Source organism: Leucobacter fengyongliangi, from assembly GCF_050971685.1.
GTDB lineage: Bacteria > Actinomycetota > Actinomycetes > Actinomycetales > Microbacteriaceae > Leucobacter.
Genome location: NZ_JBPCEU010000008.1, coordinates 53,426 through 77,057, shown reverse-complemented (window position 1 = coordinate 77,057; position 23,632 = coordinate 53,426). Strand labels below are relative to the sequence as shown.

Genomic DNA, 23,632 nt, shown 5'->3' with positions numbered 1-23,632 from the left:
ATTCGGCTCTCTCGGCAATCCGGTCGCATCCGCTTCGCGGACGCTCCTGCCAGACCCAGCCAGCCTCGTTCCCCGAACCCAGACCACCGCCCTGAGGGTCAACTATCTAAAGCGCCGCGGCGACCCGGTCGAGCGCCCGGCGCAGGTCGGCGATGAGGTCGCCCACCGACTCAATGCCGACAGACAGGCGCACGAGGCCCTCGGTGATGCCCAGTCGCGCGTTGAGCTCGGCGGGGAATGTCGCGTGCGTCGAGGTGGCCGGGTGGATCGCCATCGACCGGGTATCGCCGATGCCCGTCATGCGGGAGAACACGCTGAGGCCGTCAATAAACGCGCGCGCCCCGTCACGGCCTCCGCGCACCGTCACACCAAACACCGAGCCACTGCGCCCACCGTAATCGCGCACCGCGAGCTCGTAGAGCGGGTTTGACGGAAGTCCCGCATAATCGACCGACTCGACCTCGGCTTGTTCCTCGAGCCAGGTCGCGATCGTGAGCGACGACTCCACGTGCCGCTCCATACGCAGTGACAGCGTCTCCATGCCCTGCTGCAGGAGGAAGGCGTTGAACGGCGACAGCGACGGCCCGATATCGTTCACCACCGATTCACGCACCGCGCGCGCGTAGGCGGCGGTGCCGAAACGCTCGAGCATGGAGGCAACCCCGGGCCGGGGCCCGTCGGTGACCAGTGGGAAGTGGCGCGGCGAACCAGCCCAATCAAAGGTGCCACCGTCGACCACCGCGCCGCCGATCGCCGCCCCGTGGCCGGTCAGAAACTTCGTGGTCGAGTGCACCACGATGTGTGCGCCGTGTTCGAAGGGCCGAATCAGCGCAGGAGTGCCCACGGTGTTGTCGACGACCACCGGCAGCCCGTATCGTGCCGCCACTTCGGCCACTCGACGCAGGTCGACCACGTCATTGAGAGGGTTGGGGATCGACTCCGTGTAAATCGCCTTCGTCCGCGGCGTGATCGTGCGCTCCCACTCGGCATCGTCTGTCGCGTCCCACACGTAGTCAACGTTGATGCCGAATCGTTTGAAACTGCGCCCGAACAGGATGCGGGTTCCGCCGTAGATCGAAGCGGTCGAAACGATGTGGTCACCCGACCCAGCGAGTGCGAAGAGGGCTGCGCTAATCGCGGCCTGCCCGCTCGACACGGCGACGGCGGCGGTCCCGCGCTCCAGCGACGCGAGCCGCTCCTCGGCGACCCAGTTGGTCGGGTTGCCCTGACGCGAGTAGATCGGGTCGGTCGATTTCCCGGTGAAGCGGTCCGCCCCATCCTCGAAATCCGCGAACACGTAGCCCGCCGACATTGCGATCGGCGGCACCCGAAGGCCCGCGTTGAGATCGGGGTGCTCCCCAGCATGCACCTGGCGGGTGTCGAAGCCGAAGCCCTCCCAATCGGTCACTGGTGTTGTTGCGGGGTGTGGATCGCGTGGGGTCAAGAGACCGCTCCGTTCTGTGCCTGTGCCGTCGCCACGAGAGTGGCGATGCGATCCACTGCCTGGCGAATCGTGTCGGGTGCGCACGCGAGGTTCACACGCACGTGGCCCTCACCGCCGACACCGAAGGCCGTGCCTTTGCCAAGTGCGACCTTGGCCTCGGTGAGGATGCGCCGGAATGGATCGGGGCCCAGGCCAGCCTGACTGAAGTCGAGCCACGCGAGGTAGCCAGCGTGCGGCCGGGCGTAGGCCACGCCCGGAAGCTTCTCGGCGAGGAGCTCGGCGAGGAGCTCGGCGTTCGCCTCGATCTGCACGATGGCTCGGTCGAGCCAGTCAACCGCGTCTCGGAAGGCGGCGATATTGGCGTGGAGACCGAGAATGCTCACGCGTGTTGTGACTTCGGGCGGAAGCCGACGCAGCAGCTGATTCGCGCGCTCGTCGGCCGCGACGATGACCGAGCATTTCAGACCCGCGACATTCCAGCCCTTGCTGGCCGAGGTGGCGGTGACGGCGAGGGCCCCGGCCGCCGCGGCGAGTGGGGCGAACGGCGTGAACGTGTGGCCACGATGGGTCAGCGGCGCGTGGATCTCATCGGAGATCACAAAAACGTCGTACTGGGCGGCGAGCCGGGCGAGTTCCGCGAGATCGCTGGGGGAGTGCAGGAGCCCGTGGGGGTTGTGCGGGTTGCACAGCACCAGCGCGTCGATACCGGGCTCTGCGGCGAACGCACGCTCAATCGCAGCAAGGTCGAGGCGCGCCGCAATGCCCGGGGGCGCGGTGGTGGGCACCGCGTCTTGAACGAGCGGGATCTGCACAACCTCCACCGGAAGCTCCTCAAGCATCTCGAAGAAGGACGGGTACACCGGGGTAGTGATCGCGACTCGTCCGCCCGCGGGCAGGTGCAGACGAAGCGGCTCGACGATGCCGCAGCTCACGTCGGTCGCCAGGTGCACGTGTGCGGGATCCACCTGCCAACCCCAACGTTGCCGGGCAAATTCGGCGAATGCCGGCGCAAGCTCGCCGGGGCCGTCAAGATACCCGGTATCGCTCGCGAGCACCCGCGAGATGATGGCCTGTTGCACCTTCGGTGAGAGCGTGAAGTCCATCTCGGCAACAAAGAGGGGAAGGACGTCGGCAGAAAACCTGGTCCACTTGAGGCTCGTGCGCTGGGTGCGCAGGATCGATGGATCGAGCTCACTGAACGGAACGCCACTCGGGTCGGTGTCGGTGGGGGTCGAGTTGCTCCCCGGGCTGACGCTTGCGCCGGTGCCCGCTTGTGGGGTGTCGTGACAATCTGCTTCGGAGGCCATACCTCCATTCTCCACCTTCATCAGCTGGGTGGCACGCCAGGGCGTAAAGGAGCGTAAGAGGGGCGGCCGAGGCGTGCGTGGTTATCGGCCGCATCATCGGAGGTCGCGGTCGGCTAGCCGTTCGCGCGCGCGATGTGGCTGCGCGCGTGCTCGATCGCGGGGTCAAGCTCCGTGAACAGGTGGTTCGGGTGGCGCAACGATTCGATGACTCCGAGCTGGGCGAGCAGCTCCTTGTGTTCCGGTCTGATGCCCTTGATGAGGACGGTTGCTCCGCGCTGCTCAAGGGCGGTCACCATCTCTGCGAGCGCGTTTGCCCCCGTCGAATCGATGATTTGCAGCCCGGACAGTCGCAGGATCACAACCTCAACCTCGCCCGCATCAACCACCTCATCGAGCAGACGCTCCGCCGCTCCGAAAAACAGCGAACCCTCGAGTCTGAACAGTGCGATGCGCTCGTCGCCCGGCTGGGGTTCGCCAGGTAACGGTTCGCGGTGTGCGCCGCTGGTGCGGCTGAGAGTGCGCAGGGCAAAGAAAGCGGCCGCGGCGATGCCGATACCAACCGCCACGATCAGGTCGAAGGCGACCGTCACGAAGGCCGTGACGAGGAACACCAGGGCGCTTGACCCGCCGGAATTGAATACGCGGCGAATAGTCGACACCGACACCATTCGCGCCGCGGTCACCATCAGTACGCCCGAGAGCGCAGCGAGCGGGATCACCGAGACGACATCTGCCGCCACTAGCACGATCAGCAGGAGCAGGATCGCGTGCACGATTGCCGCCAGACGAGACCGCGCGCCACTGCGAACGTTCACCGCGGTGCGGGCGATGGCACCGGTTGCCGGCATGCCACCAAAGAGCCCTGCGGCAATAGATGCGAGCCCTTGCCCGAAGAGCTCGCGGTCGGCGTTCAACGGTCCGGTGGGTGCGAGCGTCGCCGCTACCCGGGCGGAGAGGAGCGATTCGATGGCTGCGAGGGCTGCCACAGCGAAGGCCGGCCCGATCAGCGCAATGACCATCGCCGAGTCAAACGCGGGAAGGCTCGGAGCGGGAAGAGAATGAGGAAGTGCGCCGATGGTTGCGAGCGGAAGCTGGAACAGGGTCGCCGACACGGCGACCACGACGATCGCGACGAACGATCCTGGAAGTGACGGCACCCACTTGGCGAGTGACACCATGATTACGGCTACCGCGATGACAATGCCCAATGGCAGAAATGCCTCCGGCCATGCCGCGGTCATAACGACTTGCCACGCGGCGACCACGGCATTGGTGGCGTGCGATTCACTCTGCACACCGAGCGCCGATGGCACCTGCTGGAGGAAGATAATGACGCCTATGCCGGCGGTAAATCCCTCGATCACCGGCCAGGGAATGTAACTTACCGACCGCCCGAGCTTGAAGAGACCCGCGGCAACCACGAGCACTCCTGCCATGATGCTGACGACAACCACTGCGCCGGCCCCATACATGACAACGATGGGGGCGAGCACCACCACCATCGCGCCGGTCGGACCCGACACCTGCACGCTCGATCCGCCGAATACCGCCGCGACGATACCCGCAACGATTGCCGTGATGAGTCCGGCCTCGGCTCCCACCCCGGAGCTCACCCCAAAGGCGAGCGCCAGCGGGAGGGCGACGATTCCGACGGTGATGCCAGCAATGAGGTCGGCGCGCCAGCTTCTTGGCACCCCGCTGTAGTCGTTCGCACTGGGAAGCATCGAGCGAAACGAGCGCAGTACGCCGGGTGTGTCGGTCACGTCGTCAGCTTCCCCACAACCGGAAAGTGGCCGCTCGGCATCTCACCCTCGTCGTACACATCATCGGGTCGGCCGATGATTTTCGGGTCGGGGGTGCCGACCACCCGGTGGTCCTTGTTCGGATAATCGAAGCGCGACAGTACCCAGCGCATGGCCTCCAATCGAGCGCGTTTCTTGTCGTTGGATTTCACCACCGTCCAGGGTGCGTGGGGCGTGTCCGTATAGAAGAACATGGCCTCCTTCGCCTCGCTATACGCATCCCACTTGTCGAGGCTCGCGAGGTCGGTGGGGGAGAGCTTCCACTGCTTGACCTCATCGGTGGAGCGTGCGAGGAACCGGTCGTGTTGCTCAGCGCGACCGACTGAGAACCAGAACTTGATGAGGTGGATCCCGGACTGCACGAGCATGCGTTCGAACTCAGGGGCCGACCGCGTGAACTCGAGATACTCCTGCGGAGTGCAGTAGCCCATGACGCGCTCGACACCCGCCCGGTTGTACCAGGAGCGGTCAAATAAGACGATCTCCCCGCCGCTCGGCAGGTGAGTGGCGTAGCGCTGGAAGTACCAGGAATTGCGCTCACGATCTGTCGGTATCTCAAGTGCCACGACGCGTGCGCCACGAGGGTTCATGTGTTCGGTGAACCGTTTGATTGCACCACCCTTGCCGGCGGCGTCGCGACCCTCGAACAGGATGACGATTTTCTGGCCGGTCTCTTTCACCCAGGCCTGCAGCTTGAGGAGCTCGATCTGGAGCTTGCGCTTCTCACGTTCGTAGACGCGCGCGCTCAGCTTGCTGTCGTAGGGGTAGCCCTGGCGCCAGGGAGCATCGGGGCCGTCGTCGGATCTGGGCTTGCCCTTGCGACGTAATTCGGCGATCTCGTCGATCTCGGGGGTGATGTCAACCTGATCAGCTGAGGCAAGAGTGAAGCCCTCGGCGTTGATGTCGGTAGTGGCAGCTTCATTCGGTCCACCGGGCTGAGTTGTGATGGTGGTGTTGTGATCGTCGGAACTGGGCACCAGGCCTCCTCGGGTGTGGTTTGTGATCCACAGCCCGCGCAACACATCGGGCCTCCCTTCAGAATATGCCTCAATGGGGGTGCAGATTTACTCCTGCTGAGCGTGCACTCGAAAAACCTTCAATGCTACCCTGAAGGTTCGCGCCGGCGACGGGATCGCGACGCGTTGGCCTGGTTCGAGGCCGAACGCCGCGGCACGTGTGAGACTGGTGGCGACCTAAAAGGGGTGGAACTTGATGCGCACGCAGTCACGAACGACACGCACGCGGTGGATCGCGGGTGCCGCTATCGCCGCGATCATTGCTACCGCGTTGGTGGGTGGCGGAACGGGATCCGTGCCCGCGCAGGCACTCGATCTGCCGAGCTGGGCAGACGTAGAGGCCGCGAAGCAGAACGAAGCAACCGCGGCCGCGAAGGTCATCGAAATTGAAGGTTTGATCGCTCAAGGCGAGGCGGAACTCGAGCGGCTGCGCAATTTGCACGCCGACGCGGTGAGCGCGTTCCAAGACGCGGAAGCCGCGTTCCAGGCCGCAGCGCGCAAGTCGGAAACCCTCGACGCGCAGGCCGAGCAGAGCCGCCTCGAGGCCGAAGCCGCCACCGCGCAGGCCGCCGCTCTTGTGTCGCAGATGTATCGATCCGGCGGAGTAGACCGCAACGTCGAGCTGTTTCTCGAGAGCGAGGGCGACACCGCCGACGCGCTGCTTGAACGGCTCGCGTCGATGTCGAAGGCGACCGAACGCAACACCACCATCTCGCAAGAGGCGCAGCAGGCGATGAACACGGCCGCTTCGCTCGGCGAACAGGCCGAGGTCGCTCGGCAGCAACGCGAGGTACTGCGCGCAGAGAAGGAAGCGGCCGAGCAGACCGCCGCTGAAGCGGTGGCGGGTCAGGCAGAGGCGCTGCAGGCGCAGGAAGAGCAGCAGGTCGTTCTGAACACGCAGCTTGCCGCGCTGAAAGACACCACCACCCAGACCGTCGCCGGATACCAGGAGCGCCTGCGCATCGAAGAGGAACAGCGCCGTGCCGAAGAAGCGCGTCGTGCCGAGGCTGCGCGATTGGCGGCCGAGGCTGCTGCTGCTGCTGCGGCTGCGGCTGCGGCGCAGAATCCGGGTGGTGGCGGTAGTTCTGCCGGTGGCGGCGGTGGAAATGGAGCTGGCGGCGGCGCTGTTGGTGGCTGGCTTCGCCCCACGTCGGGCTGGATTTCTACCTATTTCCAGCAGTGGTCTGGCCACACCGGTGTGGACCTTGCTACCGGGTGTGGCACCCCGATCGTGGCTCCGGCTGCGGGCACCGTCACATACGTCGGCTGGAAAGATAACATCGGCGGCAACATGATGCACCTCGACCACGGAGGCGGTGTGCAGACTCGTTATGCGCACCTCAGCGGATTCGCACTGTGGTACGGCAACTACGCCTACGCTGGCCAGATTATTGGCTACGTGGGAACCACCGGTATGAGCACCGGGTGCCACCTGCACTACGAAGTGCTGCGAGGCGGAATGTTCGTGAACCCACTCTCCGGCTACGGCGTCTAGCTCCCTCACACCACACAACCACGAACGCCCTGGCACTCTCTGAGGAGGCCAGGGCGTTCGTGCGTATCTGGGAGTTAGTGCCCTTGCGCCTGCAATCGCTCCTGTGCTTCCACGATCAACTGCTCCGCATCGGAGGCCGAGCCCCACGCGTCAACCTTGACCCACTTGCCGGGCTCGAGATCCTTGTAGTGCTCGAAGAAGTGCTCGATCTCCTTGCGGGTGTACTCGGGAATGTCGGTCACATCCTGAATGTGCGCCCAGCGCGGATCCTTGTGCTGCACGGCGATGACCTTGTCGTCGCCGCCGGCCTCGTCGCTCATCTTCAGCACGCCCACCGGGCGCACTTTGATGCCCACACCGGGGAATACCGGGTAGTCGAGCAGCACGAGCACGTCGAGTGGATCGCCGTCTTCGCCGAGAGTTTCCTCGAAGAATCCGTAGTCGGTGGGGTAGACGAAACCGGTGTAGAGCACGCGGTCGAGGTAGACGCGTCCGGTCTCATGATCGACCTCGTACTTGTTGCGGCTCCCCTTGGGGATTTCGATGACGGCGTCGAATGCGGCGGTCATGCAGACTCCTTGTGTTCGCGGGCGTGGCCCTCGCGGTGATGTGCGCTCTCAGAGTACCCGAGGGCGACCGGTAGCGTGGTCGTGTGACCAGACTGCCGCCGCTTGATCCCGCCGTTGCCCACACGCGCCTGGCTGTGCGCCGCGTGCTGGCCCGGTGGTCGACGCACCCGTCTCGAGTGGATCGCGCGGCGATGGCCCCCGATGCCCCGCTGGTGCTCGTTGCCCTATCGGGGGGTGCGGACTCGCTCGCGCTCGCCGCCGCCGTCGCGTTCGAGGCCCCTCGTCTCGGCTTGCGCGCCGGCGCGGTGGTGGTGGATCACGCCCTGCAGCAGGGCTCGGAGGAGGTCTCCCGTGTCGCCGCGGGTCAGGCGACATCGCTCGGGCTTGATCCGGTGGTGGTGCGCCGAGTGCGCGTCACCCGGGGCGATGCTGACGGGCCGGAGGCGGCGGCCCGAGCTGCCAGGTACGAAGCATTTGCGGTGGTTCGCGCGGAAACGGGTGCGGCCGCGATCCTCACCGCCCACACCCGCGACGACCAAGCCGAACAGGTGCTGCTTGCGCTGGCACGGGGGTCGGGTACCCGCGCCATTGCGGGCATTCCGCCCGAACGCGGCGCGATCCACCGCCCGTTGCTGGGCATCAGTCGAGGGGAGACGGAGCAGGCCTGCCGGGCACAGGGTCTCGAACCGTGGCAGGATCCACACAACACCGACCCGGCGTTCGCCCGCGTGCGGGTGCGCACCCGGGTACTGCCGCTGCTGGAGGAGGAGCTGGGGCCCGGGGTCGCGGCGGGCCTCGCCCGAACCGCGGATCTCGCGCGCGAGGATGCCGACGCGCTCGATCGTCTCGCCGAGCAACTACACGACTCGCTCACAGAGCGCTCGGAGACCGGCATCGCGCTGTCTGTCAAGTCGCTCGCGGAACAGCCCGACGCGCTGCGTAACCGCATAATCAGGCGTGCCGCAGGCGCGGCGTTCGGCTCGCACCTCAGCCGCGAGCACACCCGATCGGTGGCCGCCCTCGTCACCGACTGGCACGGTCAAGGTCCCATCAACGTTCCCGGCGCTACAGTTGAGCGTATTGCGGGTCGCTTGGAATTTCGAGCGGCCGGCCGATCCATTAGTTGATTGAACGAAGGCGGGCAGATGGACGTGAAGGATCTCGGAACCGATCTGAAGGTCGTGCTGCACACCGAGGCGGAGCTGCAGGCGCGTCTCGCGGAGCTTGCGCGTCAGATCGAAGCCGACTACGGGTTCGATACCCCGCCGCTGCTCGTGGGGGTGCTCAAGGGTGCGGTGATGGTGATGGCCGATCTCGCCCGTGAGCTGCGCTTCCACGCGGAGATGGACTGGATGGCGGTGTCGTCGTACGGAGCGGGAACGAAGTCGAGCGGCGTCGTGCGGATTCTGAAGGATCTCGACTCGGATCTGACCGGGCGTGACGTGCTGATCGTCGAAGACATCATCGACTCGGGGCTGACGCTGTCATGGCTGAAGGAGAACCTCGAAAGCCGCGGCGCAAAATCGGTGCGCATCTGCACGATGCTGCGAAAGCCCGATGCCTCGAAGGTTGACGTTGAGGTGACCTATCTCGGGTTCGATATCCCGAACGAGTTTGTGGTCGGATATGGGCTCGACTATGCCGAGCGCTACCGCAACCTGCGCGATGTGGCGATTCTCGCGCCGCACGTGTACGGCGGCGAGTGACGCTCGCACGCTGATGATTTTGCGCTGAGCGGACACACAGCAGCGGTGTCGATGCCAGCGGATACGCTTACACATATTCGCTGGTGACCGCAGAAAGGCCGCAACTTGGCTGACAAAGCACAGAAGGCCCCCAAAGGGAAGAATCTCTTCAAGGGGCCGTTGCTCTATTTGATCCTGGCTCCGCTCATCGTGTTGCTCGGGTGGTCACTGCTCTCCGGCACGGGAGTGCGTGAAATCACCACGCAGCGTGGGTTCGAAATGCTGGCCGACGGCGGCGTCACAAAGGCCGAGATCATTGATGGCGACCAGCGCGTCAATCTCACACTCGCCAAGGCTGACGAGAAGACCGGTTCGAGTGAGGTGTTCTTCTACTACATCACCCAGCGGGGTGAAGACGTGATCGCCGCGGTCAACGAGGCAGAGCCCAAGGACGGGTACACCGACCAGGTGCCCCAGGCGAACGCGCTGTGGTCAATCCTCGGTTTCATGCTGCCGTTGCTGCTCATCGGCCTGTTCTTCTGGTGGATGCTGTCGTCAATGCAGGGCGGCGGCAACAAGGTAATGCAGTTCGGCAAGTCACGCGCGAAACTGAATTCCAAGGAGATGCCCCAGGTCACTTTTGCTGATGTCGCCGGCGCAGACGAGGCGGTCGAAGAGCTGCACGAGATCAAGGACTTCCTGCAAGACGCGACGAGGTTCCAGGCCGTGGGCGCTCGAATCCCGAAGGGTGTGCTGTTGTATGGCCCTCCCGGCACGGGCAAGACGCTGCTCGCTCGGGCTGTCGCAGGCGAGGCGGGAGTGCCGTTCTACAGCATCTCCGGATCTGACTTCGTCGAAATGTTCGTGGGCGTCGGCGCGAGTCGTGTGCGCGACCTCTTCAAGGAGGCCAAGGCTAACGCCCCCGCCATCATCTTCGTTGACGAGATCGATGCGGTGGGACAGCGCCGTGGCCAGGGCATGGGTGGCGGCCACGACGAGCGCGAGCAGACGCTGAATCAGCTGCTGGTCGAGATGGACGGCTTCGACCCGAAGACCAACGTGATACTCATCGCGGCGACGAACCGCCCCGACATGCTTGACCCTGCGCTGCTGCGCCCTGGCCGCTTCGATCGCCAGATCGGGGTTGACCCGCCAGACATGAAGGGTCGCCGGGCGATTCTTGAGGTGCACTCCAAGGGAAAGCCGCTCTCGAAAAACGTCGACCTTGAGGTGGTCGCCCGGAAGACCCCGGGCTTCTCGGGTGCCGACCTCGCCAATGTTCTGAACGAGGCTGCACTGCTGACCGCGCGCTCGAACGCGCAGTTGATTGACAATCGCGCGCTTGACGAGGCGATCGACCGCGTGATCGCGGGGCCGCAGCGTCGCACGCGGGTCATGAAAGACCACGAGAAGTTGATGACGGCCTACCACGAGGGTGGACACGCCCTGGTTGCCGCGGCGCTGAACTACACGGATCCCGTGACCAAGATCACGATCCTGCCACGTGGGCGAGCCCTCGGATACACGATGGTGATTCCGCTCGAAGACAAGTACTCGGTGACACGAAACGAGTTGCAGGATCAGATCGCCTATGCGCTTGGGGGCCGCGTCGCGGAGGAACTCGTGTTCCATGACCCGACGACCGGCGCCGGAAATGATATCGAGAAGGCCACCTCAACCGCGCGGAAGATGGTGACCGAGTACGGCATGTCGGCGAAGCTCGGGCCGGTGCGACTGGGACAGGCGCAGGCCTCGCCCTATTTGGGCGAGTTCGGCTCGACCCGCGATTTCTCCGAGGGAGTGGCCGTCTCTGTCGACGAAGAGGTGCGCGCCATCATTGAGCAGGCGCACGACGAGGCGTACGAGGCGCTCGTGCTCAACCGCACAGTACTCGACCGGCTCGCCGCTGAGCTTCTCGTAAAGGAGACGCTCGACCACCTGCAGATTGCCGAGATTTTCGTCGACGTTGTGAAGCTGCCGGAGCGTTCGGTCTGGCTCTCAAGCGGCAAGCGGCCCGTTTCTGATCTGCCGCCGATTGCCGTGCCAGAGAGCGTGCGCACAGATGGTGCACTGTCTGACGCTGCGGGTGACGCAGACGCCCCGGTGGGTGCTGACGCTGCGGGTGAAGCAGATGCCCCGGCGCACACTGACGTGGCCGATGCCACCCCAGATCCCGACGCCGCGGCGGGTGAGGGCACGGCGAAGCCGTGACCCCTGGCGTCGACCGGCAGCGCATCGCCGCGGCGGTGCGAGAAATGCTTCGTGCGATCGGCGAAGACCCAGACAGCGAAACGCTGGCGGGAACCCCCGATCGCGTGGCCGACGCGTATTCAGAGTTCTTTGCAGGCGTCGGCGTTGATCCGCTGCAGCACCTGAGAGACGCGGTGCCCGTCGGCGATGAGACCGGAGAGCTCGTGCTGGTGCGCGACATTGCGCTGCGATCGACCTGCGAACATCATCTGCTGCCCTTTCGCGGGAGGGCACACGTTGCCTACCGCCCGGCGCAGCGGGTGGTCGGGCTCGGCGCGATTCCGCGGGTGGTCGACACGCTCGCCGCGCGCCCGCAGGTGCAGGAGCGTCTCGGCGAGCAGATTGCTGAGGCGTTGCAGGTCGGGCTCGAACCCGAGGGGGTGCTCGTCGTGCTGGAGGCTAGCCATGGGTGCATGGCCGATCGAGGCGGGCGGCAAACCGAGGCTCTGGTGGTCACCGTGGCTTCGCGCGGATCGCTGTCCCGGCCTGGTGAGCGGGCTGAGGTGCTCGCGCTCATCGGGGCCACCGATCGGGGTGCCCCGTGACCGATGCTCCCACTGCGATCGAGGAATTTCAGGTGATGGGCGTGCTGAACGTCACCCCCGACTCGTTCAGCGACGGGGGTGCCTTCTTTGACCCCGAAGCCGCGGTGATGCGCGGCAGGCTGCTCGCCGAGCAGGGTGCCGACATTGTCGACGTGGGTGGCGAGTCGACGAGGCCGGGAGCGCTGCCGGTGGACTCCGCGGAAGAGATCCGTCGCGTGCGTCCGGTGATTGCGGCGCTCGGCGCCGCCGGAATCACGGTGTCTGTTGACACCATTCACGCTGCGACGGCGCGTGAGGCGATGCAGGCCGGTGCCGCCATCATCAACGACGTCTCGGGTGGCCTCGCCGATCCGGAGATGTATCGGGTCGCAGCCGAAACCGGTGCCACGCTGATTCTTGGGCACTGGCGCGGTATTCCAGACCCCGCGCACCGTCGTTCCGAGTACGTCGATGTTGTGGCCGAAGTGCGAGACGAACTCGCACGCCTCGCAGCACGCGCGATCGCCGCGGGTGTCGACGCGAGCCGCATTGTGCTTGACCCCTGCCTCGGCTTCGACAAGACCGCCGAGCAGGGCTGGGAGCTCCTCCGCGGTCTGGATCGGCTCAGAGCGGCCGGTTTTCCCGTGCTCGTGGGCATCTCACGAAAGCGAATGCTCGGCGATCTGCTCGCCGCACTTCCGGGCGGCAGCGTGGATGTCCCCGCGCCCGGTCGAGACCTTGCCACCGCGGTCGTGAGCGCCTTCGCCGCGCGCGCCGGGGCCTGGGGCGCGCGCGTGCACGACGTGCCGGGCACGATGCAAGCCCTGGCCGTCGAACGCGCCTGGGGTCGTGCCGATCCGCCCGGATCACGCACCGGAGTGGACAGTGAAGCAGGGTTCACGGCGGGTGAAGCCCGCGAGAGTGTCCACTCGAACGGGGAGGGGCATGGTGCGGGGCAGGCCGGCCCACCCGCGAAGGTGCGCGACCGCATCACCCTGACCGGGCTCGAGGTGTTCGCGCATCACGGGGTCTTCGACTTCGAGCGCGAGCGGGGGCAACGTTTTCTCGTCGATGCCGAACTGGCGGTGGATCTCGGATCCGCGGCTCACACCGACGACCTGGCCCGCACCGTGCACTACGGCGAGGTGGCCGCCGCGATCGCTGGTGCAGTGCGACGCGACCCTGTCGACCTGATCGAGACAGTCGCGGAGCGAGTGGCGAGAGTGACGCTGGCCTTCCCCGGCGTTCGGTCCGCCCGCATCACGGTGCACAAACCCGACGCGCCGATCGACGAGGCGTTCGGTGACGTCTCGGTCACCGTGGTGCGCGACTCGGCTGGAGGTGGCGCATGACCCCCCAGGTCGTCACCGTGCTGCTCGCCTTCGGCGCCAACCTCGGAGACCGGGGCGAGACCATCATTGAGGCACAGCGCGAGCTGGCAATGACACCCGGGGTGACGCATCTGCGACCATCATCGCTGCGCGAGTCCATCGCGCTCACCCCGAGCGGCCCCGATCCCGATGCCCCCCGCTACCTGAACGGTGTGGCACTCGCAGACACCACGCTCACTCCGCATGAGCTGCTCGACGTGCTGCAGCGGCTTGAAGCACGCCACGGCCGGGTGCGCGACGCTCGCTGGGGCGACCGCACGCTCGACATCGACATCATCACCTATGGCGGCAAGCTCATCTCGGACGAGCGGCTGACTGTGCCACACCCCAGGGCGCACGAGCGTGACTTCGTGCTCGCTCCCTGGCTCGAGCTTGACCCGCACGCGGTGCTCATCGGTCACGGGCGGGTCGCCGAGCTGCTCGCAAGACTTGGCGACACCACCCGTCCGATCACCCAGACACGACAGGCGGTGGATCATGCCGAAGCTTGAACGCACCTCCGCGCTCACCGTTGCCGCGTTTAGCGTGGTAGGCCTCGCCGCGGGCGTGCTCCTGCAGGTGTTTCAGTCGACGCGGGGGGATGCGCCGTTCGTGCCGCCGGTGTCACTCCCGGCGACGCTTCTCGTCATTGCCGCGGTGGTGCTTGCGCTCGGGATCGCGTTGCGACGCGCGGTGACCCGTGCCTCTGCGCGGCCGGTCAACCCTTTTCACGCGGTGCGACTGCTTGCGGGTGCCAGAGCGAGCCAGTTTGCCGGGTCGCTCCTCGGCGGGTTTGGCCTGGGGCTCCTGACACAGGTGATGACCCGCTCGGTGATTCCCCCATCTTCATCTTGGCTGCCCATGTTGTTTGTCGGGGTCGCCGGAGTCGTGCTGCTCGTCGCTGGCGCAATCGCGGAGTGGCTGTGTCGAGTTCCCCCCGATGGGTCCGATGCCGAACTCGAGGATGATCCCGACCCGGAAACTGGCGAACAACTCGCCTAACCCGGCGCGTCCCGGCAGACCGGAGGCATGCGCCCTAGGCTTGCTGTTGGAGGTACGACTTGAGTGAGAATCAACCGGACGTGCAGGAAAGCACGTGGCCGAACCAGGTGCACGAGTGGCAGCGGGTGTCGACCAAGTACGCGTGGGCAGATCTCGCGCTGAACCTGATACTGACCCTGATCGTCGTGACGGTGTTCGTGCTCATCGTGCTGTTCGCCGATGAGAAGCCCCCACCGCTCGTGATCGCCATTTTCGCCGCGGTCACGCTCGGCCTGCTGCTGAGCGCGGCATTCGCGTTCCGCAGGGTGCGCGCAATCGGTTACATTCTGCGCGAAGATGACCTGCTCTTTCGCAAAGGCATCATGTTCGAGCGCGTCGTGGCAGTGCCCTACGGGAGATTGCAGCTGGTTGACGTGACGCGTGGCCCGCTCTTGCGCGCGCTGGGGCTCGCGTCCCTCAAGTTCGTGACAGCGAGCGCGGCAACCGGCGTGAACCTGCCCGGGCTTCCCCGGGAGGAAGCCGAGTTGCTCCGCGACCGCCTGGTCGAGCTTGCCGAAACGAGGCGGTCGGGCCTGTGACGAGCGACCCCTTATGGGAACGGCTGCATCCGCTGTCGCCGCTCCTTCGCGGCGGCCTGGCGATTCTCGTCATCGGCGGTATCCTCCTGGCCAATTTCCGCGATCGCATCCTCGAACTCTTTGTCGCGGAGCAATACCTCGGCGCGATGGGCCCCAATGAGGGCGACCTGATTGACATTCTGGTGGAGCAGCGACTCATTCTGGTGGCACTTGGGGTGGCGCTTGGGATCATCGTCATCATCATTTTCTTCTCGTGGCTGAGTTGGCGCTTTCACACCTACCGCATTACCGACGAGGCCGTGGAAGCGCGCAGTGGCGTGCTGTTTCGGCAGCATCGTCGCGCGCCCCTGGAGCGCATCCAAAGCGTCAATTTGCAGAGGCCGTTGCTCGCGCGCATTCTCGGCCTCACCCAGGTTGAGGTGCAAACAGCGGGGCAGGGCGGTAAGGTCTCGCTGAACTACCTCGGCCATCGCGTTGCGAAGGAGGTTCGCGAGCGGATCCTGCGCAGCGTCGCCCGGCGTCGAGGTGAGTCGGTGGCGCACACGCAGGCGCACGACGGTACCTCCGTGATGCCGGCAGTGCCAGCGGTGTCTGGCGGCACACCGTTCGAGGCAAGCCCCACGGGTTTGCCTTCGCGGCTCGACGAACGTGCGCGTGAGTTCGTGGACCTCGACATCGACCAGGCGGCGCGCGCGAGCGGGAGCCTGGTGAGCGTTCCCATCGGGCGGCTGCTGGGCAGCATCGCACTCAGCTGGGACATCTGGATCCCGGTGCTCCTCCTCGTGGCCAGCATCGTGTCTGCGCTGATTTGGAATCCCTTTTTCCTCGCGATGATCATCCCAGCGGTGTTGATTGCGGTGGGCACGAGCTACAGCTCGTTCAACAAGGGGTTCCGCTTCACGCTGTCTCGCAGTTCGGACGGCGTTCGGGTGGGGTCTGGCCTCACCGCCACACACACCGAGACGATTCCGTTTGGGCGGATCCACGCGATCGAAGCTCGTCAACCCCTCGGTTGGCGGCCCTTCGGCTGGTGGCGCGTGCGGGTCACGACGGCGGGGTACGGTGCCGCGGAAGCCGGTCAGAATAGCCTGCGGAATGTCATGTTGCCCGTCGGGCACATCGACGATGTGCTGCGCGTGATCGAGACGCTACTACCGGGTGTGGGCGATGAACCGGAAGAGCTCGAGTCGCTCCGAAGCGGGCTGCTCGGAGCGGGCAGTGCGGGCGGGTTCCTCGGCGCGGGGCCGCGCGCGGCGTGGGTGCTGTGGTTGGGAAAGCGCCGAGCGGGCCTGCGTCTGGAAGATGAGGCATCCGAGAACGCCACGCTCCGGGTGCGTCGCGGCTGGCTCACCCGCAGCTTCGTCGTCATGCCGATCCTTCGGGCGCAATCGATACAGTTTTCGAGGCCACTGCTACAGCGCTTCATTGGGCTCGCTACCCTACAAGCGCACACGGTGCTCGGCCCGGTGCAGGTGGTAATGCGGGGCATTGAGGTCGACCAGGCGCGCGCGGCCTTCGACACGATATCTCGTGCGATGGTACGGGTGCAGGGCGGCGAGGCGGTGCGCATCCGTGTTGAACGGGCAAAGCGGGCCGAGCGAGCGGAGCGAGTTGAGTGGGTCGGGCCGGCCGAACCGGGGGATCCGGCAACGTCAGTGGATCGGACCATACCGCTGGTTCAGGCCATGCCGCTAGCTGAGGCTGAACCGCCAGCTCACATCCCACCCGCGCTCGGAGAGCAAACATGACACCCGAGCCCCGTGCGGGCCGCCTGGGCATTGGCCTCGTCGGGGCTGGCCGGGTGGGCCCGGTGCTCGCGCTCGCGCTCGCGGGAGCAGGTCACGCGCTCACCGGCGTGAGCGCGGTGAGTGAAGAGAGCAGGGAACGCGCCGAGCTGCTGCTTCCCGGAGTACCGATTCTCGATGTGCCGGAGGTCGTCAGGCGGAGCGAACTCGTCATGTTTGCGATTCCCGGCGACGAACTCGTCGGCTTGGTGCGTGGCTTGACGGAGATCGGTGCGTGGCAACCGGGTCAGCTCGTGCTGCATACGGCACCCGAGCACGGCTACGGGGTGTTCTCACCCGCACTCGGCGTGGGAGTGATCCCGCTCGCGCTCCATCCGGCGATGGTGTTCACGGGTACCAGCCTCGACCTCGCCAGGCTCGCCGGTGCCACCGTCGCGGTAACCGCACCGACCCCGGTGCTGCCCATCGGGCAGGCGCTCGCCGTCGAGATGGGTGCCGAGCCCGTGCTTGTTGCGGAGCGGGATCGGGCGGAGTACGCGGAGGCGATCAGCGCCGCAACCGAGTTCTCGCGGGCCGTGGTGCGTCAGGCGACCGACGCGCTGCGCGAAATCGGCATCGAACGGCCCGATCACGTCGTGGGTGGCCTCGTACGAGCGGCCGTTGAGGAGGAGCTAAGAGCCGCGGCGGGCCTGGCCGATGATGCCGCGTTCGGTGAGGCGTGATCCGCTCGCACACGAAGGAACCGACGGCACGAGCCGCAGAGGAATCGTTGGGCCGAGACGCACGGTCAGAGTCGGGCTGTGGCTGATCTTGGGCGCAACGCAATGATCGCGCTCACGAGGGCCCCGGCACCGCACACGGAGATGGCGATGGCCATCGGCAGCGCAGTCGACTCGCCCCAGAGGCCCACGACCGGAGCCGCAAGCCCGCCGAGGAGAAATTGAATCGCGCCAAGAAGCGCCGAGGCTGATCCGCGCGCCGTCGGCACCCGGTCGAGTGCCAGCGCGCTCGCGTTTGCGAGCACGAACCCGCTCCCCGCTGTCAGCACAAACGCCGTGATAATGAACCCTGCGGGAGTCAGCACGCCGACCAGCGTCTGCAGCAGGAAGGCGAGCCCGGAGCCCAGCACTAACGCGATACCGGTGGCCAGCAGGCGCGGCGGACGGATCCGCGATACCAACCGGATGTTCACGAGGTTCGCGAGAACCATCGCTGAGGCGCTCACCGCGAAACTCAGGGCGAAACCCAGCGGGCTCATGCCGAGCACGCGCTGCGTAACGAATGGAGCCGCGGCGATGTACGACATGGCACCGGCGAAGCTCAGGGCAAAGCCGATCGCGAGTGCGACGAATCGCCCGTCGCGCAGAATTCGGCCGATGGGCCGGTAGGTGTTGAGAAGGCTGCCCACAGTGCGTGCCTGGGGTGGATGCGACTCGCGCAATACGGTGAACGCCAGGATGAGGATCATGAGGGAGACGCTTGCGAGGGTCGCGAGTGCGCCGCGCCACCCCCACCACTCGTGAGCGATGCCTCCCAGTAGGGGCGCGATCAGCGGGCCGAGACCGCTGATCATCACGATGAAGCTGAGTGCCTTCGCGGCCGACTGGCCGTGACTCAGATCGGCGGCGATCGCTCGTGAGAGCACGAGGCCGGCGGCACCCGACAGGCCCTGCACAAACCGCAGCACCATCAGTGCCTCGATTGTCGGGGCGAATACCATGGCCACACCCGCGCTGGCGAACACTACGAGGGCAAGAAGGAGCACGGGGCGGCGGCCGCGTCGATCGGAGATCGGACCGAGCAGGAGCTGCCCGGTCCCGACCCCGAAGAAAAACAGGGTGAGCGTGAGCTGCACCTCGGATGCGGTCGCCGACAGATCGGCGGCGACACTCGTGAACGAGGGCAAATACATGTCGGTCGATATCGAACTCACCATTGCGATGATGCCGAGGGTGACGAGCACCCCGCGCGAGAGTCGCGGTTCTGGGGGTGGTGTCACGGAGCTCCTTCAAGGTGCGTCGCTGCGTCGCTGCGTCGCTGCCTCGTGCTGTGGGCTGGGCCCGGGTGGTCTCTCGAGCCAGAACCGGCGACGCTATCGAATCGATCGTATACGTTATCGTGCGCGGTTCTCCTGTCGTGCGAGGTCTCTGGGAAAGGAGAGCCGTGTGCGCTGCCTGAAGTGCGTACCCACTCCGACGGAGCAACCTCTTCGCGATCCCCTCCCGATGCCCTCGCGATCCCCTCGCGATCCCCTCGCGATGCCCTCGCGATCCTTGAGGAGCCGCAGGTTCGCGGATCCCGAATAGACTGGGTCTCTACGCCAGAAACACGGAGGATCCCGCCCTATGAGCGAGCAGCACGCGCCCGATGTCGCGACCGAAGCGATCAGCGAAGCCGAGGTCTTCGAACAAAAGCGGGTGCGTCTGGAGAAGCGCGAGAAGCTGAATGCGCTCGCGGGGGAGGATCTCGCGGGAGGTGCCTACCCGGTTTCCGTGCCGGTCACCACAACGATTCCCGCGGTGCGCGAGGCGTGGGGCCACCTCGAGGGTGCACCAGACAGTCTCTCCGGCGAAACGGTCGGAATCGCGGGGCGCATTGTCTTTCAGCGCAATACTGGCAAGCTGTGTTTCGCATCGCTGCAGTCCGGCGACGGCACCCGCATTCAGGCCATGGTGAGCTTCGCAGAAATCGGCGCAGACTCGCTCGCGAGCTACAAAGAGCTGGTTGATCTGGGCGATCACCTCTTCGTGAGCGGCGAGGTGATCTCGAGCCGCCGGGGCGAGCTGAGCATCATGGTGACCGAGTGGCAGGTCGCGGCGAAGGCGATTGCGCCGCTGCCCAACATGTACGCCGAACTGAATGAAGAGACCCGGGTGCGCCAGCGCTACCTCGATCTCATTCAGCGTGATCAGGCCCGCATCAACGTGCGCACGCGTGCACTCACCATGGCGAGCCTTCGCGAGACGTTCGCCGGGCACGATTTCCTCGAGGTTGAGACACCGATGTTGCAGACCATGCACGGTGGTGCCTCGGCTCGGCCGTTTGTCACACACTCAAATGCGTTCGACACCGAACTTTTTTTGCGGATCGCGCCCGAGCTCTACCTGAAGCGGGCCGTCGTTGGCGGGCTTGAGCGGGTATTCGAAATCAATCGCAATTTTCGTAACGAGGGGGCCGACTCGACCCACAGCCCCGAGTTCGCGATGCTCGAGTCGTACCAGGCCTATTCCGACTATCAGGGGATAGCTGACCTCACGCAGGAACTCATTCAGAACGCCGCGCTCGCGGTCAACCGCGGGACCGAGCGCGAGGGGTCACACACGGTGCTGTGGGCAGATGGCACTCTGTTCGATCTGGGTGGCGACTGGGATCGCATCTCGATGTACGGCACACTGTCGGCGGCGGCTGGACGAGAGATTACCCCTGAGACATCCGTGGCGGAGTTGCGTGAGCTCGCGGATGCACAAGATGTTTACGTGACGCTGCCAAATCACGGAAAGCTCGTCGAAGAACTCTGGGAGCATTTCGTGAAAGACGGGCTCACGCGCCCGACGTTCGTCATGGACTTTCCGGTGGAGACGAGTCCGCTGACTCGGCATCATCGCACGATCCCTGGCGTGGTGGAGAAGTGGGACCTCTACGTACGCGGCTTTGAACTCGCCACTGGCTACTCCGAGTTGGTCGACCCAGTGGTGCAGCGCGAGCGCTTCGTGGAGCAGGCGGCACAGGGTGCGCAAGGCGACGATGAGGCGATGCGAGTGGACGAGGAATTTCTGCGCGCGCTGGAGCACGCTATGCCTCCCTCGGGTGGCATGGGTATGGGCATGGATCGCCTGCTGATGGCACTTACTGGGCTTGGGATCCGCGAGACCATCCTGTTCCCCCTCGTGAAGTAGGCGCACAGTCGTGGCGGGGCGGAGCGTGCGCAACACCGCCTCACTGGCAGAGCAGGTGGCCCATTGTCGCCTGAGTGCACCTTCGTGCTGAAGTGTTGAAGCGCCGATCAGGTAGGGCGCCAGGGGCTGGTTCCTGGGAGTGAAAGATCCACTTGCGCCCTCCGGCGCACTGCCTGACCGCCAATTCCCAGGACCCCGGCCCTGATCGGGCGCCAGGGGCTGGTTCCTGGGAATGAAGGAGCCACTTGCGCCCTATTGCATCGTATGAGTCGGCGTGTCGAGTCGACGCTCACAGTTGGAGGTCACGACGTCCGCTGGATCAGTTCTCCACAGTGTGATGTCTGTGGCTCACGGCGAATCAGGTGCGAGGCATCATCGTGGTCATGCCCCAACCGCGAACCCGCATCCCTGATCACCTCGTCCCGGCAACTTTCACAGTGGGGGAGGCCCGTTCGGCGGGAGTCTCGAGGGCGGTCCTGCGACACGAACGTTTTCGCACCAATTTCCGCGGGCTCCGGAGCACTCTCGAAAAACCCAACGGGACTGACTCCTTGATTGAGTCGACGCTCTATCAGTCGAAAGTCTTTCGTCCTGCGCTGCGCCCCGGCGAAGTGTTCAGTCACACCACCGCATTGCTGTTGATGCGCTGCCCGATCCGCTGCGATGAGACACTTCACGTGACCACACCAGGCAAGGATCTTCGCCATCGGCGACCGGGGCTGCGCGGACATCGGTCCAGTCGACCCTTCGAACCCATGGTGGATGCCGAGGGCATTCCCCTGATGCCACCTGCGAGAGCCCTCGAGCAAGCGGCAGCGATACTGCCACTTCGGGAGATAGTGGTGGCTATCGATCACTTGCTCAACCAGACGCAGGCATCATCTGAGGCCAACGGCGTATTCCCAGTTGATTTCGGCACCGTGTTGGATAAGCAGACCGGGTCTACCAGAAAGCGCCTTCGTGTGGCGTGCCATTTCGCGCGTCTGGGATCTGAGTCGCGAATGGAGACACTGACTCGGCTCGAGCTTGCACGCTGGGGCTTGGACTCGACGTTTGAGCTGCAGGTTGATGTGCGTGATGATGCAGGCGAGTGGATCGGGAGATTCGATCTGGTGGATCGCAGGCGCAAGATCATCATTGAATACGACGGCGAGCAGCACCGTACCAACCGCGCGCAGTACTTGAAGGATCTCAAGCGTCTTGAACGTGCCCGCGCTGCGGGCTATCGAGTGATTCGGGTTCACAAGGAGGATCTCTTTGACCGAACTCACACCTGGGTGAGGGATGTTGCTGAGCTTCTCGGGTCAACAATGTGCCCGGTTCGACCTGCGCTGATGCGTCTCTTCGAGGAAAACTGACCTTCGGCCATTCGATAAGTCGAGCACTGCGGGGTAACTGGCGGGTGCGCGCACACCGCGCACGATGCCCATCCATAGGGGCACTTGTGTCTGCGGCCCAATTCACGGTGGGTACGCCCGCGCATCGGGCGCAAGTGGCTGCTTCGTGGCTTTGGAAGCAGCCAGTGGCGCCCTACCCGACGAAGACACCATGTCATGGGCGAGCGCGGAGCCAACGTGAGCAGTCGAGCGAGCCGCAGAGAGCGAGCCGCCGGGAGCGTCAGCCGTCGAACTAGAGCAGGTGGCCCCCACCGGCGCCCTTCATGCGGTTGACGAGCTTCTTCACGTCTTGGGCGTGTGCCTTCGAGGTGACGAGCAGCACGTCTGGTGTGTCAACCACTACGACGTCCTCCATGCCTACGAGGGCGACCAGGCGGTCGCTCTCAGAGACCACGATGCCGCTCGACGCATCGGAGAGCACCTGAGCGCCGTCTCCCAGCACTGCCAGATCGTTGGATCGGCCGCGGGTAAGGAGGTTCGCGACGCTCGCAAAGTCGCCCACATCGTCCCACTCGAAGTGGGCGGCGACACAGACCATCTTGCCCGCGGCTGCGGCTGGCTCAGCCACCGTGTAGTCGATCGCGATCTTGGGAAGTCCCGGCCACAATTCCTCGCGAACCGCGGCGGCCTGGTCGGTATCCCAGGCGGCAGCAATTTCACGCAACGAGGCCACCATCTCCGGTTCCGTGAGCGCCATCTGGTCAAGGAGCACGTTCGCCCGTGCGATAAACATGCCCGCATTCCAGAGGTATCCGCCGCTGCGCAGATATTCCGTAGCTGTTGACTCGTCCGGCTTCTCCACGAACTCGGTCACGTCGTAGATGTCAAACGGTGCAAGATCGCCCCGCGCTCCGCCGCAGGCGATATACCCGAAGCCAGTGGCCGGGTGGCTGGGGTGGATCCCGATGGTCGCGATGTACCCCTGATCCGCAGCCTGCACCGCGGTGCGCACCGCCCGCTGAAACAGCACGTTGCCGCGGATCACGTGATCGGCGGCAAACGAACCGAGAATCGAGTCGGGGTCACGGCGTTCGAGAATTGCGGCAGCGAGGCCGATCGCCGCGGAAGAGTCCTTGGGTTGACTCTCAGTGACGAGGTTCTCTGACTGGAGATCGGGAAGCTGTTTCACTACGGAATCGCGATGCGCGTTGCCGGTGACCACCATGAGTCGTTCGGGTGGCGCGAGCGGTGTGAGCCGATTCCACGTTGCCTCGAGGAGGGAGTCGCCGCTGCCGGTGAGATCAAGCAGGAACTTCGGCGCGTTCGCGCGTGAGAGCGGCCAGAGTCTTGAGCCCGCGCCTCCGGCGGGGATCACACAGGTGAAACGGTCGAATGCCGGGGTCTGAGTCATAATCACCAGCCTATCCAGGCGCTCGCATCGCTGGGTGAGGCTATTCCTTTCGGCGTGCGAGAAGCGCATCGTCGATGTCAATAACCCCTACCAAATGGTGCCATAATGGTTTCGCGCTGTGTTCTGCGGAGATGTTGAAAATGCCTGCTTCATTTCCCGCATCGGATCCCGGAACAAGCCCGGTGCAACCCGACCCAAGGA

The 23,632-nt window shown here is 65.2% G+C and carries 20 protein-coding genes; 13 read left to right on the top strand and 7 right to left on the bottom strand.

Features of this window, described 5'->3' with window-relative positions:
* Nucleotides 1–106: 106 nt before the first annotated feature.
* The 4 genes from ACR0R4_RS07525 to ppk2 form a co-directional block, all read right to left on the bottom strand.
* Nucleotides 107–1,444 carry an O-acetylhomoserine aminocarboxypropyltransferase/cysteine synthase family protein gene (locus ACR0R4_RS07525; protein WP_433646716.1) on the bottom strand — a complete coding sequence of 446 codons (1,338 nt, stop codon included), beginning with the start codon at nucleotides 1,442–1,444 and terminating at the stop codon, nucleotides 107–109.
* Entirely contained in the window at nucleotides 1,441–2,751 is a 1,311-nt protein-coding gene (locus ACR0R4_RS07520; protein WP_433646715.1) for a MalY/PatB family protein, read from the bottom strand. The genes ACR0R4_RS07525 and ACR0R4_RS07520 overlap by 4 nt, the downstream gene beginning before the upstream one ends.
* Nucleotides 2,752–2,864: 113 nt before the next feature.
* Entirely contained in the window at nucleotides 2,865–4,475 is a 1,611-nt protein-coding gene (locus ACR0R4_RS07515; RefSeq protein WP_433646791.1) for a SulP family inorganic anion transporter, read from the bottom strand.
* 35 nt (nucleotides 4,476–4,510) lie between these two features.
* Entirely contained in the window at nucleotides 4,511–5,455 is a 945-nt protein-coding gene (gene ppk2, locus ACR0R4_RS07510) for a polyphosphate kinase 2 (protein WP_433646790.1), read from the bottom strand.
* A gap of 310 nt (nucleotides 5,456–5,765) precedes the next feature.
* Between ppk2 and ACR0R4_RS07505 the strand changes: the two genes are divergently transcribed.
* Nucleotides 5,766–7,064, top strand: a complete 1,299-nt coding sequence (locus ACR0R4_RS07505) for a peptidoglycan DD-metalloendopeptidase family protein (protein WP_433646714.1) — start codon at nucleotides 5,766–5,768, stop codon at nucleotides 7,062–7,064.
* A gap of 74 nt (nucleotides 7,065–7,138) precedes the next feature.
* On the opposite strand, the gene ppa is transcribed toward ACR0R4_RS07505, so the two are convergent.
* Nucleotides 7,139–7,633: an inorganic diphosphatase gene (gene ppa, locus ACR0R4_RS07500; protein ID WP_433646713.1), complete on the bottom strand. Its 495-nt coding sequence runs from the start codon at nucleotides 7,631–7,633 to the stop codon at nucleotides 7,139–7,141.
* Nucleotides 7,634–7,725: 92 nt separating this feature from the next.
* Here ppa and tilS point away from each other — a divergent pair, with 92 nt between their 5' ends.
* From tilS to ACR0R4_RS07450, 10 genes are all read left to right on the top strand, one after another.
* Nucleotides 7,726–8,760 carry a tRNA lysidine(34) synthetase TilS gene (tilS, locus tag ACR0R4_RS07495; RefSeq protein WP_433646789.1) on the top strand — a complete coding sequence of 345 codons (1,035 nt, stop codon included), beginning with the start codon at nucleotides 7,726–7,728 and terminating at the stop codon, nucleotides 8,758–8,760.
* Between the two features lie 18 nt (nucleotides 8,761–8,778).
* Entirely contained in the window at nucleotides 8,779–9,339 is a 561-nt protein-coding gene (gene hpt / locus ACR0R4_RS07490) for a hypoxanthine phosphoribosyltransferase (RefSeq protein ID WP_433646712.1), read from the top strand.
* A gap of 105 nt (nucleotides 9,340–9,444) precedes the next feature.
* Nucleotides 9,445–11,529: an ATP-dependent zinc metalloprotease FtsH gene (ftsH, locus tag ACR0R4_RS07485; RefSeq protein WP_433646711.1), complete on the top strand. Its 2,085-nt coding sequence runs from the start codon at nucleotides 9,445–9,447 to the stop codon at nucleotides 11,527–11,529.
* A complete protein-coding gene (gene folE, locus ACR0R4_RS07480; protein WP_433646710.1) occupies nucleotides 11,526–12,113 on the top strand; it encodes a GTP cyclohydrolase I FolE in 588 nt (195 codons plus the stop codon). Before ftsH ends, folE begins: the two co-directional genes overlap by 4 nt.
* Complete coding sequence (gene folP / locus ACR0R4_RS07475) at nucleotides 12,110–13,444, top strand: dihydropteroate synthase (RefSeq protein ID WP_433646709.1); 1,335 nt, start codon at nucleotides 12,110–12,112, stop codon at nucleotides 13,442–13,444. The genes folE and folP overlap by 4 nt, the downstream gene beginning before the upstream one ends.
* Nucleotides 13,441–13,974 carry a 2-amino-4-hydroxy-6-hydroxymethyldihydropteridine diphosphokinase gene (gene folK / locus ACR0R4_RS07470; RefSeq protein WP_433646708.1) on the top strand — a complete coding sequence of 178 codons (534 nt, stop codon included), beginning with the start codon at nucleotides 13,441–13,443 and terminating at the stop codon, nucleotides 13,972–13,974. The genes folP and folK overlap by 4 nt, the downstream gene beginning before the upstream one ends.
* Nucleotides 13,961–14,464: a DUF3180 domain-containing protein gene (locus ACR0R4_RS07465; RefSeq protein ID WP_433646707.1), complete on the top strand. Its 504-nt coding sequence runs from the start codon at nucleotides 13,961–13,963 to the stop codon at nucleotides 14,462–14,464. Before folK ends, ACR0R4_RS07465 begins: the two co-directional genes overlap by 14 nt.
* Before the next feature lie 59 nt (nucleotides 14,465–14,523).
* Nucleotides 14,524–15,042 carry a PH domain-containing protein gene (locus ACR0R4_RS07460; RefSeq protein WP_433646706.1) on the top strand — a complete coding sequence of 173 codons (519 nt, stop codon included), beginning with the start codon at nucleotides 14,524–14,526 and terminating at the stop codon, nucleotides 15,040–15,042.
* Nucleotides 15,039–16,790 (top strand): PH domain-containing protein, encoded by a 1,752-nt coding sequence (locus tag ACR0R4_RS07455; RefSeq protein WP_433646705.1) that lies wholly within the window; start codon nucleotides 15,039–15,041, stop codon nucleotides 16,788–16,790. The genes ACR0R4_RS07460 and ACR0R4_RS07455 overlap by 4 nt, the downstream gene beginning before the upstream one ends.
* On the top strand, nucleotides 16,787–17,509 hold the full coding sequence (locus ACR0R4_RS07450; protein WP_433646704.1) for a DUF2520 domain-containing protein: 723 nt from the start codon (nucleotides 16,787–16,789) through the stop codon (nucleotides 17,507–17,509). The genes ACR0R4_RS07455 and ACR0R4_RS07450 overlap by 4 nt, the downstream gene beginning before the upstream one ends.
* Before the next feature lie 65 nt (nucleotides 17,510–17,574).
* Here the strand turns inward: ACR0R4_RS07450 and ACR0R4_RS07445 are convergent, their stop codons facing one another.
* The gene (locus tag ACR0R4_RS07445; protein ID WP_433646703.1) at nucleotides 17,575–18,786 is read right to left on the bottom strand and encodes a multidrug effflux MFS transporter; all 1,212 of its coding nucleotides are present in this window, start codon (nucleotides 18,784–18,786) and stop codon (nucleotides 17,575–17,577) included.
* Between the two features lie 346 nt (nucleotides 18,787–19,132).
* Here ACR0R4_RS07445 and lysS point away from each other — a divergent pair, with 346 nt between their 5' ends.
* A complete protein-coding gene (gene lysS, locus ACR0R4_RS07440) occupies nucleotides 19,133–20,683 on the top strand; it encodes a lysine--tRNA ligase (RefSeq protein WP_433646702.1) in 1,551 nt (516 codons plus the stop codon).
* 677 nt (nucleotides 20,684–21,360) lie between these two features.
* Complete coding sequence (locus ACR0R4_RS07435; protein ID WP_433646701.1) at nucleotides 21,361–22,041, top strand: DUF559 domain-containing protein; 681 nt, start codon at nucleotides 21,361–21,363, stop codon at nucleotides 22,039–22,041.
* 271 nt (nucleotides 22,042–22,312) lie between these two features.
* On the opposite strand, the gene ACR0R4_RS07430 is transcribed toward ACR0R4_RS07435, so the two are convergent.
* Nucleotides 22,313–23,431, bottom strand: a complete 1,119-nt coding sequence (locus ACR0R4_RS07430; protein ID WP_433646700.1) for a mannose-1-phosphate guanylyltransferase — start codon at nucleotides 23,429–23,431, stop codon at nucleotides 22,313–22,315.
* Nucleotides 23,432–23,632 lie beyond the last annotated feature (201 nt).

What these genes read in the sequence shown, in the direction of transcription:
- hpt (WP_433646712.1), top strand. Translation starts at nt 8,779, where the DNA reads ATGGACGTGAAGGATCTCGGAACCGATCTGAAGGTCGTGCTGCACACC.
- ACR0R4_RS07515 (WP_433646791.1), bottom strand. Translation starts at nt 4,475, where the DNA reads ATGCTTCCCAGTGCGAACGACTACAGCGGGGTGCCAAGAAGCTGGCGC.
- ACR0R4_RS07430 (WP_433646700.1), bottom strand. Translation starts at nt 23,431, where the DNA reads ATGACTCAGACCCCGGCATTCGACCGTTTCACCTGTGTGATCCCCGCC.
- folK (WP_433646708.1), top strand. Translation starts at nt 13,441, where the DNA reads ATGACCCCCCAGGTCGTCACCGTGCTGCTCGCCTTCGGCGCCAACCTC.
- ACR0R4_RS07465 (WP_433646707.1), top strand. Translation starts at nt 13,961, where the DNA reads ATGCCGAAGCTTGAACGCACCTCCGCGCTCACCGTTGCCGCGTTTAGC.
- ACR0R4_RS07505 (WP_433646714.1), top strand. Translation starts at nt 5,766, where the DNA reads ATGCGCACGCAGTCACGAACGACACGCACGCGGTGGATCGCGGGTGCC.
- ACR0R4_RS07450 (WP_433646704.1), top strand. Translation starts at nt 16,787, where the DNA reads ATGACACCCGAGCCCCGTGCGGGCCGCCTGGGCATTGGCCTCGTCGGG.
- lysS (WP_433646702.1), top strand. Translation starts at nt 19,133, where the DNA reads ATGAGCGAGCAGCACGCGCCCGATGTCGCGACCGAAGCGATCAGCGAA.
- ppa (WP_433646713.1), bottom strand. Translation starts at nt 7,633, where the DNA reads ATGACCGCCGCATTCGACGCCGTCATCGAAATCCCCAAGGGGAGCCGC.
- ACR0R4_RS07520 (WP_433646715.1), bottom strand. Translation starts at nt 2,751, where the DNA reads ATGGCCTCCGAAGCAGATTGTCACGACACCCCACAAGCGGGCACCGGC.